Source organism: Pseudomonas parafulva, from assembly GCF_002021815.1.
In the GTDB taxonomy this organism is placed as follows: Bacteria; Pseudomonadota; Gammaproteobacteria; order Pseudomonadales; family Pseudomonadaceae; genus Aquipseudomonas; species Aquipseudomonas parafulva_B.
In genome coordinates, this window is record NZ_CP019952.1 from 155,001 (window position 1) to 168,878 (window position 13,878).

The window sequence follows — 13,878 nt, forward strand, 5'->3', positions numbered from 1 at the left end:
ACGGGGCTCAAACCATGCACCGAAGCTACGGGTATCATCTTATGATGATGCGGTAGAGGAGCGTTCTGTAAGCCTGTGAAGGTGAGTTGAGAAGCTTGCTGGAGGTATCAGAAGTGCGAATGCTGACATGAGTAACGACAATGCGAGTGAAAAACTCGCACGCCGAAAGACCAAGGTTTCCTGCGCAACGTTAATCGACGCAGGGTTAGTCGGTCCCTAAGGCGAGGCTGAAAAGCGTAGTCGATGGAAAACAGGTTAATATTCCTGTACTTCCAGTTATTGCGATGGAGGGACGGAGAAGGTTAGGCCAGCCTGGCGTTGGTTGTCCAGGTTTAAGGTGGTAGGCTGAAATCTTAGGCAAATCCGGGATTTCAAGGCCGAGAGCTGATGACGAGTTGCCTTTAGGCGACGAAGTGGTTGATACCATGCTTCCAAGAAAAGCTCCTAAGCTTCAGATAACTGGGAACCGTACCCCAAACCGACACAGGTGGTTAGGTAGAGAATACCAAGGCGCTTGAGAGAACTCGGGTGAAGGAACTAGGCAAAATGGCACCGTAACTTCGGGAGAAGGTGCGCCGGCGAAGGTGAAGGGCTTGCCCCGTAAGCTTTTGCTGGTCGAAGATACCAGGCCGCTGCGACTGTTTATTAAAAACACAGCACTCTGCAAACACGAAAGTGGACGTATAGGGTGTGACGCCTGCCCGGTGCCGGAAGGTTAATTGATGGGGTTAGCGCAAGCGAAGCTCTTGATCGAAGCCCCGGTAAACGGCGGCCGTAACTATAACGGTCCTAAGGTAGCGAAATTCCTTGTCGGGTAAGTTCCGACCTGCACGAATGGCGTAACGATGGCGGCGCTGTCTCCACCCGAGACTCAGTGAAATTGAAATCGCTGTGAAGATGCAGTGTATCCGCGGCTAGACGGAAAGACCCCGTGAACCTTTACTATAGCTTTGCACTGGACTTTGAATTTGCTTGTGTAGGATAGGTGGGAGGCTTTGAAGTGGGGACGCCAGTTCTCATGGAGCCATCCTTGAAATACCACCCTGGCAACTTTGAGGTTCTAACTCAGGTCCGTTATCCGGATCGAGGACAGTGTATGGTGGGTAGTTTGACTGGGGCGGTCTCCTCCCAAAGAGTAACGGAGGAGTACGAAGGTGCGCTCAGACCGGTCGGAAATCGGTCGTAGAGTATAAAGGCAAAAGCGCGCTTGACTGCGAGACACACACGTCGAGCAGGTACGAAAGTAGGTCTTAGTGATCCGGTGGTTCTGTATGGAAGGGCCATCGCTCAACGGATAAAAGGTACTCCGGGGATAACAGGCTGATACCGCCCAAGAGTTCATATCGACGGCGGTGTTTGGCACCTCGATGTCGGCTCATCACATCCTGGGGCTGAAGCCGGTCCCAAGGGTATGGCTGTTCGCCATTTAAAGTGGTACGCGAGCTGGGTTTAGAACGTCGTGAGACAGTTCGGTCCCTATCTGCCGTGGACGTTTGAGATTTGAGAGGGGCTGCTCCTAGTACGAGAGGACCGGAGTGGACGAACCTCTGGTGTTCCGGTTGTCACGCCAGTGGCATTGCCGGGTAGCTATGTTCGGAAGAGATAACCGCTGAAAGCATCTAAGCGGGAAACTTGCCTCAAGATGAGATCTCACTGGGATCTTGAATCCCCTAAAGGGCCGTCGAAGACTACGACGTTGATAGGTTGGGTGTGTAAGCGCTGTGAGGCGTTGAGCTAACCAATACTAATTGCCCGTGAGGCTTGACCATATAACACCCAAGCAATTTGCTTCTGCAGATTGCGGTGGTGAAGATGACATGAACCGAAAGTTCGCAACACATCACAAACATCACATATCCGGATTCGCTGGGCTGTCCAACAGGACATTCTGGCTACAGAATTTCTTGACGACCATAGAGCATTGGAACCACCTGATCCCATCCCGAACTCAGTAGTGAAACGATGCATCGCCGATGGTAGTGTGGGGTTTCCCCATGTGAGAGTAGGTCATCGTCAAGATTCATTTCGCAAAACCCCTATCTGCGCATGCAGGTAGGGGTTTTGTCTTTAAGTAGGAACTACAGAGATTCGCAGGCACGTCGACGACGGGCCAGCACACAGAATTTCTTGACGACCATAGAGCATTGGAACCACCTGATCCCATCCCGAACTCAGCAGTGAAACGATGCATCGCCGATGGTAGTGTGGGGTTTCCCCATGTGAGAGTAGGTCATCGTCAAGATTCAAACAAAAAGCCCCTGTCTGCGTTGCAGACAGGGGCTTTTTCTTTCCGGGTTAAACACCCCACATAGCTAGCTTCTGATAAGCGGCTGTCCCGCTGTGCGCTTCAGAACTGGTAGCTCACTGTGGCGCTGACATTGCGCTCTTCGCCCATATAGCAGTAATTCAAGCTGGCACACGAGGTGATGTAGCGCTGATTGGTCAGGTTGTTGGCATTCAGGCGGACATCCAAGCCCTTCAAACCCAGCTTACCCAGGTCATAGCCCAACGAGGCATCAACCAATGTGTAGGAAGGCACCTTGCGGCTGTTCTCTGCATCGGCCCAGCTATGCCCCACATACCTCACACCACCGCCCAATTTAAGCCCATCGAGCGCGCCTTGCCGGAAGTTGTAGTCGGCCCACAGCGAGACCATTTGCTCCGGGGCCTGGGTGGGCGAATTGCCTTTGTTGTCCAGACCGCTGGATACCAGGCTAGGCATCGACTTCGAGTACTCGATGTCGGTGTAGGTATAGCCACCCAGCAGTTTCAGATTATCAGTAACCTGCACATGCGCTTCGAGCTCCAACCCTTGTGAGCGCACTTGACCAACAGGCCTGTAGAAGTCTTCGTCAGGTTGTTTGGAAGCCAGGTTCTCCTGCTCGATACGGAACACTGAAGCGGTATACAGGTTGTCGCTACCAGGTGGCTGATACTTGATGCCGGCTTCCCACTGTGTGCCCTCGGTAGGAGCGAGCGGTTTTCCGTCTTGATCGGACACGGTATTCGGGTTGAAGGACTCGGAATAGCTCACATACGGCGCCAGGCCATTCTCGAAGAGATAGAGCACCCCAGCGCGAGTCGTGAAGTTGGACCGCTTGTCACTGACCCTGGTATCGGTATCGCGATTGTCCTCTGATACCTTGACCCAGTCCTGGCGCAGGCCCAGTGAGAAGCGCCATTGATCCAGCTCCACCAGATCCTGCAGATAGACCCCCGTCTGTTGCAACCGGCGTTGGTATCGGTTTTCACCAAGCACCCGCAGGTTGCCGTTACCATACTGCGGGTTAGCCGCATCCAGGGGGTCTACAGTGCCATAGCGCCACGAGACATCGGCTTTGCGACGCTGGTAATCCGTACCCAGCAGCAGGGTGTGCTTGGCGATGCCGGTGAAGAATTCAGCCTGGACCATGTTGTCGATGATGTAGGAGTGCAGCCGCTCATCACCCCCGGTGTAGGCTCGGGTCAGTACGGTACCGTCGGCATCTGCCCAACCTGCCGAGTACACTTGGTCCATCGACACGTCCGAGTCCTGGTAGCGGAAGTTCTGCCGCGCGGTAAATACATCGTTGAATCGATGCTCGAACTGATAACTGAACGACTGCTGGGTGCGCTCGTAGTTATCGATGCCCGGCTCCCCTTCGAAGAAGTGATCCGACAGGCGTACCCCATTACGCTTACTCAGCATTCCGTTTGCAGGGTTGCCACCGTGATAGCCCCCGTTTGGATCATGCTGCAGGTAGGCTTGCAGGGTCAGCGATGTGTCTTCGCTGAAGTCGATGCTAAGCGACGGGGCGATGGCGTAGCGTTCTTCCTTGTTGTGATCGAACTGCGTATCCGAAGCGTCTGCCAAACCGGTCAGACGGTAGGCAATACGCTCGTCTGCATCCAATGGGCCGCTGGTGTCGAAGCCCAGCCCGCGCTGACCTTGCGTGCCGACCGATGCTTGAACTTGATGAAAAGCGGTGAACACGGGTTTCTTGGTGGTCAGTGCGACCAATCCACCCGGAGAGCTACGGCCATACAGGACCGAAGAGGGCCCTTTCAAGACATCGATCCGCTCCAGGAAATAGGGGTCGACCTGCATCGTGCTGTAGGTGCCGTTGTCCCCCATGGACTTGAGGCCGTCTACATAGATGTTATCCACCGAGCCATCGTTGAAGCCTCGCATGGCCACGTAGTCATACCGGTGCGTCGCACCATAGGGGTTGGTCATCACGCCTGGGGTATAGCGCATGGCCTGTGCGACGGTTTGAGAGCCTTGGTCGTCGATCTGTTGCCGGGTTACCACCGAAACCGATTGAGACGTCTCGACCAATGCCAGGCTGCTTTTAGTGGCGACCTGGCTATGGGTGGCGTTATAACCCTCCATGCTCCCCAAGGCATTGCCAAGGGTGAAGCCTCGAATATCCGTATCGGGTAACGCCAGCGCTGCCTCCGCTGGCTGGGCCTGTACGATGAAGGTCCGGTTTCCTTGGTTCACTGCTGTCAGACCGCTTCCAGCCAGCAGAACCCCCAGCGCCTGCTCAGCTGAGTACTGTCCATGAAGGCCTTTGGACTGCAATCCTTGAGTGAGTGCCGGTGTACTGGAAAGCGTAATGCCCGCTTGACGGGCAAATTGATTGAGCACTTCATCCAGGGGACCAGGCGCAATGGCATAGGTCGAGCTGACCTGCGAGGCATCAGCGGCGAGTGTCATGCCAGGCACCATGGCCAATCCAAGCGCCGTCCCCAGCAAGGCAGCGCGGATGGCATTGCTCAGCAAATCTGAGTGCAAGACAGGTCGAAAATCATTCGCGCCAAAGGCGTACAGTTTTACCCGGTTGGTTGACATGAAAGCGTCCGTAAAGTGTGCAGGAGATTCTTCTCACTGATCTAGCCGGATGCGCGGCCAAAACCCGACACATTAGAATCAGGCCTTGTTGATCAAAGACTAGGCATGGCCCAGCGCCTCCACGCGCACCCACCATCGCGTCAACTGACGGACTTGAACGGGAAGCGTGGTAGGCAGCAATTGCAGCAGTTGCTCTGGATCCTGAAGGCGAAATACCCCGGACAAGCGAAGCTCAGCAATGTCATCGCTGCAGGTGAGATAACCCCGGCGGTATCGGCTGATCTGCGTCAGGAAATCCCTGAGCAGCATGTTCTTGCCGACGATAAGGCCTTCGGTCCAGGCCATCGCGTCAATCCCTGAAGGCGCCACGTGCTCGGCACCAGTGGCGGTGACGCGCCATTCTCTACCTGGCTCGAGCCATTGGATCAGGCCGGTGCCCTGCCTGCGGGTGAATACCCGCCCCTCGCTGACGACCACCCGCAGGCAATCGTCCTCCACACGCCCCACGAAGCGCCCCCCGACGGTCTGCAACGATGCGGTACTGGTGCGCAGCGTGACTGGCGCTTGTCCAGGACCTGCCTGTCGACAGTCCAGCATGACCTCCCCACGCTTGAGGTCGATCGCCAATTGCTGCCTGGTGAAGGCCACGTCCACGGCACTGCGGGTGTTGAGTTGTAATCGAGAGCCGTCGGGTAATGTCACGTGTCTGCGCTCGCCCGTGGCTGTCGCGTAGTCGGATGACCAGGCCTGCACCACACTCAAGTCCTTGCTCAGCCATGCAGCCGATCCGAACAGGGCAACGGTGCCCAGCAGCTTCAACGCCTGCCGCCGCTCAAGGCGGCGATGACTGGCCTCCAGTGTCTGCAGTGCAACCCCCGCAGCGGGCACGTGGCGCAGGTCCAAGTCCTGGTCCAAGTGCAGGACGCGCTGCCAGGCCAGCTCATGGGCCGCAGCCTCGGCCCGCCACTGCGCGATGCGTTCGTTTAGAGCCGGGTCTTCGCTGTGGCGGAGTTTCAGCATCCACTGGATTGCCTGTCTGACTGTCTTGGCGTCTGGATGAGGGCTAGGCATAAACGGTGACATTACGCTTCATAGCGCAGCAGGTAGCAATGATAAAGCGCGTCGGCAATGTAGCGCTCCACCGTTCTCACCGATACGCCCATCTGCTGTGCAATTTCCTGATAGCGCAAGCCTTCACATTGGGCTAGCAAGAAAGCAGTGCGCACCTTTGGCTTGAGGCCATCGAGCATTTTGGCGATACGTTCTAGTAGCTCCAGTAACAGCTCGCGGGTCTCAACATCGGGGGTGTTAGCCTCAGGCACCAGCGCCAGCGCTTCCAGATAGGCTTTATGCAGTTCCTCTCGACGCCAATGGTCGATGATCAACCCGCGCGCCACCGTGCGCAGAAACGCCCTGGGCTGCTGTATCTGCAGATGCTCGCGGCGTTGCAACAGCCGCATGAAAGTATCCTGAGCTACGTCAGCAGCGTCGGCCGCATTGCCAAGCCTGTGGCGCAGCCAGGTGTGCAGCCAGCCATGATGAGCGCTGTAGAGGTTTTGCACGAGATCGTTGCTAGGCATGTGACACAGCTGTCGGGGCTTAAATGATAATTAGTCTCATTGTTTCGCCCGGCGCGAGATTTTGCAACCTACCTGTCGATACCCACACCATTCAGTAGGGTCGCTGGCTGTCCAAATACCTTCGAATGGTCACAGCTGCGCTGTTGAGGTGATGCTCCAATACCGCAATCGCATCGTTCACACGTTTGGCACTGGCAGCATCGACCAAGGCTGTGTGATCGTCCTGGGTGAGCTTGCCCAGGCCCATCGACGAAAGATGAAAGCGCAGAAACCGCTCCTCCTGCATCAATTCGGCATCGATCAAGCGCAGCAGTTTCTGGTTTGCTGCTTTGCTATACAGCAACATGTGAAGCTCACGATTAAGGCGAGCGATCTCGGCATGTCGCGTCTCGTTTTCCAGTTGCTGGATACAACTGCGGGCCTTGGCGATGTCCTGAGCCGTCAGAAACGGAATGGATTGGCGCAACGCCTCGCTCTCGAGCAGAACACGCAAGTCGTAGGCATCTGCCGCATCCTCGCCGATCAGCGGCGCGACGACTGCGCCCTTGTGAAGCTCCACGTTCAACAGTGACTGCGCCTCCAGTTGACGCAACGCCTCACGCACGGGCATACGGCTGACGCCATAAAGTGTCGCCAATTCCTGTTGTCTGATTGCCGTTCCGGGAGGCAAACGACCCTCGAGAATGGCACTGCGCACGCGTTCTTCAATAACGCCGCGGGCCAGATGTGGCAGCAACTGTTCACTGTTCAACACGCTGCTCAGTTTGATTTTGTCGGCCACGCAACGCCTGCCTTAAACGATTACCAAAGTTGGATCCAATGACACAGTTATAGCTGTATGACGTGTCAAATGCCGGCTTCTACAGAGCCATGCCCCAGGGCGCGGCTATGGTGGATGAAGTTGCTTTGCAAAGGAAGTGACATGACCCGCGCGGCAAGCGTTGATGCGGCGGACGCCGACCGGGAGGCCGATGATCGCGATGTGCCATTGTCTTTTGCGGTGTCAGGCCGCACCATCGCTTCTTTCGACTGGCCTGGACAGGGCTTGGCAGTGGCGATCACCCCGATGCTCAAAACCGTGCTGCACCGAGTTGCCCTGGCTGCGCTGCTGGGTGGCCTGCTGCTGGGCGGTTTGCATGCCGACTGGGATTTCGCCCAGATCAGTCGCAAGTCGCAAGCGCTGTACGGGCCCTTGGGGGAGGGCAAAGCGCGGATCGATGCCTGGCAAAACCTCATGGCCACCCAGAAGCAGGGGACAGAGCTTGAGCGTCTGCAGGTGGTCAACCGGTTCTTTAACCAACAATTGCGCTACGTCGAGGATATCGATCTATGGCACGAGGTCGATTACTGGGCAACGCCGGTCCAAGCACTGATAAAAGGGGCTGGCGATTGCGAGGATTACGCTATCGCCAAGTACTTCAGCCTCAGGCGCATGGGCATCCCCAGCGAGAAATTGCGGATCACATACGTCAAGGCCTTGCGACAGAACCGGGCACACATGGTACTGACTTATTATTCAACGCCCCAGGCGCAGCCGTTGGTGCTCGACAGCCTGATGGACGCGATCAAGCCAGCCAGCCAGCGTCCCGACCTGTTGCCCGTCTATGCCTTCAACGGTGAAGGCCTATGGCTGACAGGCGCCGCTGGCAACAAGAAAGTGGGCGACACCAAGCGCTTGTCGCGCTGGCAGGACCTATTGAAAAAAATGCAGGCCGAAGGCTTCCCGGCCGAGCCGGTTTACTGAAGGAGCACAGATGTCACTGTTCAAACAATTGCTGTTGGCTATTTGCCTGTTCCTGGTAGTGGCGTTCACCGGCAGTTTCATGGTCAGCCTGGAGAGTTCGCGAAGCCAGTATGTCAACCAGCTGCGCTCGCATGCACAGGATGCAGCCACTGCGCTGGCCCTGTCGCTTACGCCCAATATCGATGACCCTGCCATGGTCGAGCTGATGGTGAGTTCGATCTTCGACAGTGGCTACTACGCCAGTATCAAGGTGGTGGACCTGGCTTCCAATACGGTGCTCGTCGAGCGCCATGCCGAACCCGACCCTGGGGGCGTACCCCGTTGGTTCGTTCACCTGATCGGCTTGGAAGCTGCCGGCGGTGATGCGTTGGTCAGCCGTGGCTGGCAGCAGGCGGCACGCGTCGAGGTCATCAGCCACCCCATGTTCGCCATTGCCAAGCTCTGGCAAAGCGCGCTGGGCAGCCTGGGCTGGCTACTGCTCTGTGGTGCTGCCAGCGCTATCCTGGGCGCGTTGCTGCTGCGCCGGCAGCTCAAGCCGCTGGATTACATGGTCGAACAGTCCCATGCCATCGCCAGGCGTGAATTCCTGAGCCTGCCTGAACTGCCCCGCACGCCCGAGCTCAGGCGCGTTGTCCAGGCCATGAACCAGATGGTGGAAAAGCTCAAGGCACTGTTCACCGAGCAGGCCGAGCGCAGCGAGCGGTTACGCGCCGAGTCCTACCAAGACACCTTGACCGGCCTGTCCAACCGTCGCTATTTCGAAATGCAGCTCAATGCTCGGGTCAGCAACCTTGAGGAAGCACGGGCAGGCTACCTGTTGTTGCTTCGGGTTCAAGGCCTGGCGGGCCTCAACGCGCGTCTAGGTGGCCAGCGCACGGATCAGTTGCTGCAGGCGGTTGGTGAGCAATTGCGCCGCGCCTGCGCGAGCTTCCCGGAAACCAACGACCTGATTTCCCGCAGCCGTGGTGGGGAATTCGCCGTGCTGGCACCTGGTATGGTGCATGAAGAAGCCATACAGCTGGCCCAGGCGCTCGAGGCCACGCTGCAGAGCCTGCATGAGACGGGCGCTACCGATATTCAACCGGTGGCCTGCATCGGCTTGGCCCCCTTCAGCCCGGGCGACGCTCCCCCAGCCCTACTCAAACTGGCTGATGAGGCCCTGGCACGCGCGGAGAACCAGCCAACCCCAGGTTGGGTCTGCCTGGAGCAAGGCGTCGCTGCCGTGGCTGCCGACAGCCAGCACGACTGGCATGAGCGCCTTGACCAGGCCTTCACCAACGGCCACTTCGAGCTGTTCTTCCAGCCGGTGGTCGATTGTGCAACTGCCCAGCATGTGCTGCACCACAAGGTGATATCCCGCCTGAAGGATCGACAAGGCGAGGCGCTGCCAGCCGGTCGATTCCTCCCTTGGCTCGAGCGCTTTGGCTGGATGCCAAGGCTGGACCTTCTGGTGCTGCAGAAGGTGCTGGCGCACATGCGTGGCCACGACCAGGTGCTGGCGCTGAACCTCTCCGCCGCTACCTTGGCGGACGCCCAGGCTCTGCACCGCATTTTCGAACTGCTCAGCCAGAACATCGCTCTCGGATCGCGTTTGGTGTTCGAAATCGGAGAAGAGCAGCTACCAGACCAGCCGGCGTTGGAGAAACTGACCCGAAGGCTGCATAGCCTTGGCTTCGGCCTGGCACTGCAACGGTTTGGCGGGCGCTTCAGCATGATCGGCAACCTGTCCCACCTTGGGTTGGCCTACCTGAAGATTGATGGCAGCTACATCCGCAACATCGACCATGAGCAGCATAAGCGTTTGTTCATCGAGGCGATCCAGCGTGCCGCACACAGCATCGACCTGCCCCTGGTGGCCGAACGCGTGGAAACCGAAGGCGAGCGCGCAGTGCTCTGCGAAATGGGTGTAGGGGGGATTCAGGGGCAGTTGGTGGGTGAACCTGCCCCTTGGGCGCACCATAAGCGCTGACCAACAGTAATGAGGGCCCGCACGAGACCGTGCGGGCATAGCCTCAGCGTTCGCGCAGGGCCTCGGAGCGGGCTTTCATGATGGGCTTGAGCAGGTAGCTCATGATGGTCTTCTTGCCGGTCATGATATCGACCGTCGCCACCATACCGGGAATGATCAGCAGCGGCTTTTCATCGGTGCCCAGATGGCTGCGGTCGGTACGCAGCTTGATCAGGTAGTACGTGGTCTTCTTGTCTTCGTCGGTGATGGTATCGGCGCCGATCTGCTCGAGCTTGGCCTTGAGCCCCCCGTAGATGGTGTAGTCGTACGCGGTGAACTTGACCGTGGCTTCCTGGCCTGGGTGCAGGAAGGCAATGTCCTTCGGCAGAATCTTGGCCTCGATGACCAGCGTATCGTCCAGCGGCACGACCTCAATGATGTCGCTGCCTGGCTGAATCACGCCGCCGATGGTGTTGACCAGCAACTGCTTGACGATACCCCGTACAGGCGAGGTGACCATGGTGCGGTGGACACGGTCATCCAGCGCCTTGCTAGTAGCGGTCGCCTTGTTCAGTTCGGTCCGGGCTTCGTTCAGTTGGGTGAGCGCCTCGCTTCGGAACTTGCCGCGGGTCTCCTCGATCTTGCTCTGCACTTCTCGAACGGCCGCTTCGGCACGGGGGATGGCCAGCGACGTGGAATCGAGCTGACCACGGTTTTCAACCTCGGCACGACGCAAGCGCAACACTTCCACCTGGGAAATAGCACCCGTCGCGACCAAAGGCTCCGACATGCTGATCTCTTTACGCAGCAGCTCAAGGCTGTTGGCGTACTGCCCGCGCTTGGAGCTGTACTCGCGCAGTTCCTGCTGGCGCTGGACCAGTTGCTGTTGCAGTCCGCCAATCTCGTCCTGAAGCTGCTGGCGCCGACTCTGGTACAACGATTCTTCGCTGGCCGCTTGGCTAGGTGCGGCCTTGCGCAATTCTTCGTCGATCTTTAGTGGCTTGTCGTCAACCTCCGCACTCAGGCGCTGAACCCGCAGGGCCATGGCCAGCCGATCGGCTTCCGTTTCCCCCACGTTGGAAGCGAAGCGGGTTTCATCCAGGCGCAGCAGCGGCTGCCCCACCTCGACGATCTCGCCTTCCTTGGCGAAGATTTCCGCCACGATGCCGCCTTCCAGGTTCTGGATTTTCTGCACCTTGGATGACGGGATGGCCTTGCCTTCACCACGCGTCACCTCATCGATGGGCGCAAAACTGGCCCAGACGATCAGAAATACAAAGAACAGAATGACGCCCCAGATCGTCAGGCGCACCACACGCGGCGCATCTTCGATAAGGGCCTTGTTGACCTCGGGCAGCGGCTGACCGCCCAGCGAGTCACTGCCTTTGAAGTAACGCCGCAGGCCTTCCTTGAGTTGCCCGAAATCCAGCTTATGCGACACTGATCTGCCCCTTCTTCAACGCATCCATGACGGCCGCTTTCGGGCCATCGGCAACGATCTGCCCGCGATCGATCACGATCAGGCGGTCCACGAGTGACAGCAGCGAAGCCCGGTGAGTCACCAGCAGCACCGTCTTGCTTTCCACCACAGCCTGCAAGCGCTGTTTCAAGCGTTCCTCGCCGGTGTTGTCCATGGCGCTCGTGGGTTCGTCGAGCAGCAGGATCTGTGGGTTCAACAGCAAGGCGCGGCCCAAGGCCACGTTCTGACGCTGCCCGCCGGACAGGTTCTGCCCACGTTCGCCTACCTGCAGCTCGTAGCCGTCCGGATGCAGCCGCGCGAATTCATGCACGCCCGCAAGCTCGGCCGCCTGCAAGATCATTTCGTCGTCGATGTAGCGGGCCCCGCTGACCAGATTGTCCCGCAGCGTGCCCGCCAACAGCTGAATGTCCTGGGGCACATAACCAATGTTGTGGCGCAGTTCGCTGACATCGATCTGGCGAATATCCACGCCGTCGACCAGCAATGAGCCGCCATCGGCCTCGTACAGGCCAACGATCAGCTTGGCCAGTGAACTCTTGCCCGACCCGCTGCGCCCGATGATCCCCACCTTTTCGCCAGGGCGGATGGTCAGGTTGATGTTCTTAAGCGCCATGTTCTGCTGGTTGGGGTAGGTGAAGTCCACGCCGCGGAACTCTACGCTGCCCTGCAATACTCTGCGGCTGAGCGGGCGCTCTTCGAAGTTGCGCTCTTGTGGCAGCTCCATCATGTGGTCGGTGGACACCATGGTCACCTTGGCTTGCTGGTAGCGAGCCAGCAGACCATTGAGCTGCCCCAGCGGCCCAAGGGCACGGCCGCTGAGCATGTAGCACGCTACCAGGCCGCCCATGCTCAAGTTGCCGTCGATGATCAGGTAGACACCCACGCAGATCATCGCCACCCCTGCCAGCTGCTGAATGAGCAGGGTGATGTTCATCGCCAGGCTCGACAGGACCTTGACGCGCAACTCCAGCCGGCTGAGGGTACCGAGCGTCTGCTCCCACATGTATTGGCGCTCGCTCTCGGCGTTGTTGACCTTCACGGCGTCCAGCCCCGCCAGGGTCTCGATCAGGCTCGACTGGCGCTCCGATGCCAGCGCCATGGTCCGTTCCATGGTCGCCATCAGCGGCCGCTGCAGTGCATAGCCGATGCCCAGGGCCAGCGGGAAGGCGATGATCGGGATCCACACCAGGTGCCCGCCGATGATTGCGATGACGATCAGGATGAGCACCGTGAACGGCAAGTCGATCAGGCTGGTCAGCGTCAACGACGCCAGGAAGTCACGTAATCCCTGGAACTCGTGAATGTTCTGGGCAAAGCTACCTACCCGGGCCGGCCGATACTTCATCGACATGCCCACGATGCGTTCGAACAGTGTCGCCGAAATGATCAGGTCGGTCTTTTTCCCTGCAAGGTCCAGGCATAACCCGCGCAGACCCTTGAGGATCAGGTCGAAGATATAGGCACCTGCGATACCGACCGCCAGCACCCATAGGGTCGAGGTCGCCTGGTTGGGAACGACCCGGTCATACACGTTCATTACGAACAGTGGCGCGGCGAGGGCGATCAGGTTGATCACCAGGCTGGCGGCGATGGCATCGATGTACAGCCACTTGCTGCGCAGCAGCGTATCTCGGAACCAGGATTTGGCCCGCGGGATCAAGTTGCCATGGTTGACGTCGAATTTGTGCTGCGGTTGAGCGAAGAACACTCGCCCGCTGTAGTCGTCCTGAAGCGTCTCGCGGCTGACCTGTACTTCGCCGCCATCGCTTTCGCTCAGCAACAGCCGCGCGGTGTCTTCGTTTTCCCACCCGAGCAACACAGCGCTGCGTCCACCCTTGAGCAACAGGATGGCGGGCATGGCGATGCTTGGGATCTGCTCCAGCTTGCGCTGCAACAGGCGGCCCTGCAGGCCGGCCCTGGCCGCCGCACGGGGCAGCAGCTCGGGGCTCAGGCGCTGGGCGGGCAAAGGCAGGCCCGTGGTAAGCATGACCCGGCTGGCAGGTTTCTGGTGCAGTACACACAAGCTCAGCAGACTGTCCAGCAAAGGATCGTCGTGCTGACTACGTGGGTCATGGTTGAGCTGGACTCGACTGACTTCTGATTCCACGCGGCGCTCTCTTCATCCTTGTGGTGGGTGGGGGTGAGCTAGCTGCCGATCATTTAATGGCAGCAGACTCAGGCATTCAGTGGGGCAATGCATGTCGGCGCCCGGCAGGCGTGCAGCGAGCGATGCAGTGTGTCGCCAATGGTCGCCTTGAATAAGGTGGTGAGTAAACAACTGTATTGGTCTCT

8 protein-coding genes and 3 rRNA genes (1 of these 11 cut by a window edge) are annotated in these 13,878 nt (G+C 58.5%); 5 read left to right on the top strand and 6 right to left on the bottom strand.

Features of this window, described 5'->3' with window-relative positions; genetic code table 11:
- From B2J77_RS00740 to rrf (B2J77_RS00750), 3 genes are all read left to right on the top strand, one after another.
- A 23S ribosomal RNA gene (locus tag B2J77_RS00740) occupies window positions 1-1,769 on the top strand; it begins 1,124 nt to the left of the window's first position.
- A 134-nt stretch (window positions 1,770-1,903) separates the two neighbouring features.
- Window positions 1,904-2,019, top strand: a 5S ribosomal RNA gene (gene rrf, locus B2J77_RS00745).
- Window positions 2,020-2,126: 107 nt separating this feature from the next.
- Window positions 2,127-2,242 (top strand): 5S ribosomal RNA (gene rrf / locus B2J77_RS00750).
- 105 nt (window positions 2,243-2,347) lie between these two features.
- Here the strand turns inward: rrf (B2J77_RS00750) and B2J77_RS00755 are convergent.
- The 4 genes from B2J77_RS00755 to B2J77_RS00770 form a co-directional block, all read right to left on the bottom strand.
- Window positions 2,348-4,762 (bottom strand): TonB-dependent siderophore receptor, encoded by a 2,415-nt coding sequence (locus tag B2J77_RS00755; protein WP_277988546.1) that lies wholly within the window; start codon window positions 4,760-4,762, stop codon window positions 2,348-2,350.
- 171 nt (window positions 4,763-4,933) lie between these two features.
- Window positions 4,934-5,905 (bottom strand): FecR domain-containing protein, encoded by a 972-nt coding sequence (locus B2J77_RS00760; RefSeq protein ID WP_078479376.1) that lies wholly within the window; start codon window positions 5,903-5,905, stop codon window positions 4,934-4,936.
- An 11-nt stretch (window positions 5,906-5,916) separates the two neighbouring features.
- Window positions 5,917-6,414: a sigma-70 family RNA polymerase sigma factor gene (locus tag B2J77_RS00765; protein WP_058639853.1), complete on the bottom strand. Its 498-nt coding sequence runs from the start codon at window positions 6,412-6,414 to the stop codon at window positions 5,917-5,919.
- Window positions 6,415-6,505: 91 nt separating this feature from the next.
- Window positions 6,506-7,195 (bottom strand): GntR family transcriptional regulator, encoded by a 690-nt coding sequence (locus B2J77_RS00770; RefSeq protein ID WP_078477798.1) that lies wholly within the window; start codon window positions 7,193-7,195, stop codon window positions 6,506-6,508.
- Between the two features lie 201 nt (window positions 7,196-7,396).
- Between B2J77_RS00770 and lapG the strand changes: the two genes are divergently transcribed.
- Together lapG and lapD are read left to right on the top strand one after the other, a co-directional pair.
- Window positions 7,397-8,158 (top strand): cysteine protease LapG, encoded by a 762-nt coding sequence (lapG, locus tag B2J77_RS00775; RefSeq protein WP_194286103.1) that lies wholly within the window; start codon window positions 7,397-7,399, stop codon window positions 8,156-8,158.
- A gap of 10 nt (window positions 8,159-8,168) precedes the next feature.
- Window positions 8,169-10,127 carry a cyclic di-GMP receptor LapD gene (lapD, locus tag B2J77_RS00780; protein WP_078477799.1) on the top strand — a complete coding sequence of 653 codons (1,959 nt, stop codon included), beginning with the start codon at window positions 8,169-8,171 and terminating at the stop codon, window positions 10,125-10,127.
- Between the two features lie 43 nt (window positions 10,128-10,170).
- On the opposite strand, the gene B2J77_RS00785 is transcribed toward lapD, so the two are convergent.
- Both B2J77_RS00785 and B2J77_RS00790 read right to left on the bottom strand, forming a co-directional pair.
- Window positions 10,171-11,547, bottom strand: a complete 1,377-nt coding sequence (locus B2J77_RS00785; protein ID WP_078477800.1) for an HlyD family type I secretion periplasmic adaptor subunit — start codon at window positions 11,545-11,547, stop codon at window positions 10,171-10,173.
- On the bottom strand, window positions 11,537-13,693 hold the full coding sequence (locus tag B2J77_RS00790) for a type I secretion system permease/ATPase (protein ID WP_028687928.1): 2,157 nt from the start codon (window positions 13,691-13,693) through the stop codon (window positions 11,537-11,539). The genes B2J77_RS00785 and B2J77_RS00790 overlap by 11 nt, the downstream gene beginning before the upstream one ends.
- Window positions 13,694-13,878: the final 185 nt, after the last annotated feature.

Excerpts from the sequence above, each read along its gene's own strand:
- lapD (WP_078477799.1), top strand. The coding sequence starts at position 8,169 with ATGTCACTGTTCAAACAATTGCTGTTGGCTATTTGCCTGTTCCTGGTA.
- B2J77_RS00760 (WP_078479376.1), bottom strand. The coding sequence starts at position 5,905 with ATGCCTAGCCCTCATCCAGACGCCAAGACAGTCAGACAGGCAATCCAG.
- B2J77_RS00765 (WP_058639853.1), bottom strand. The coding sequence starts at position 6,414 with ATGCCTAGCAACGATCTCGTGCAAAACCTCTACAGCGCTCATCATGGC.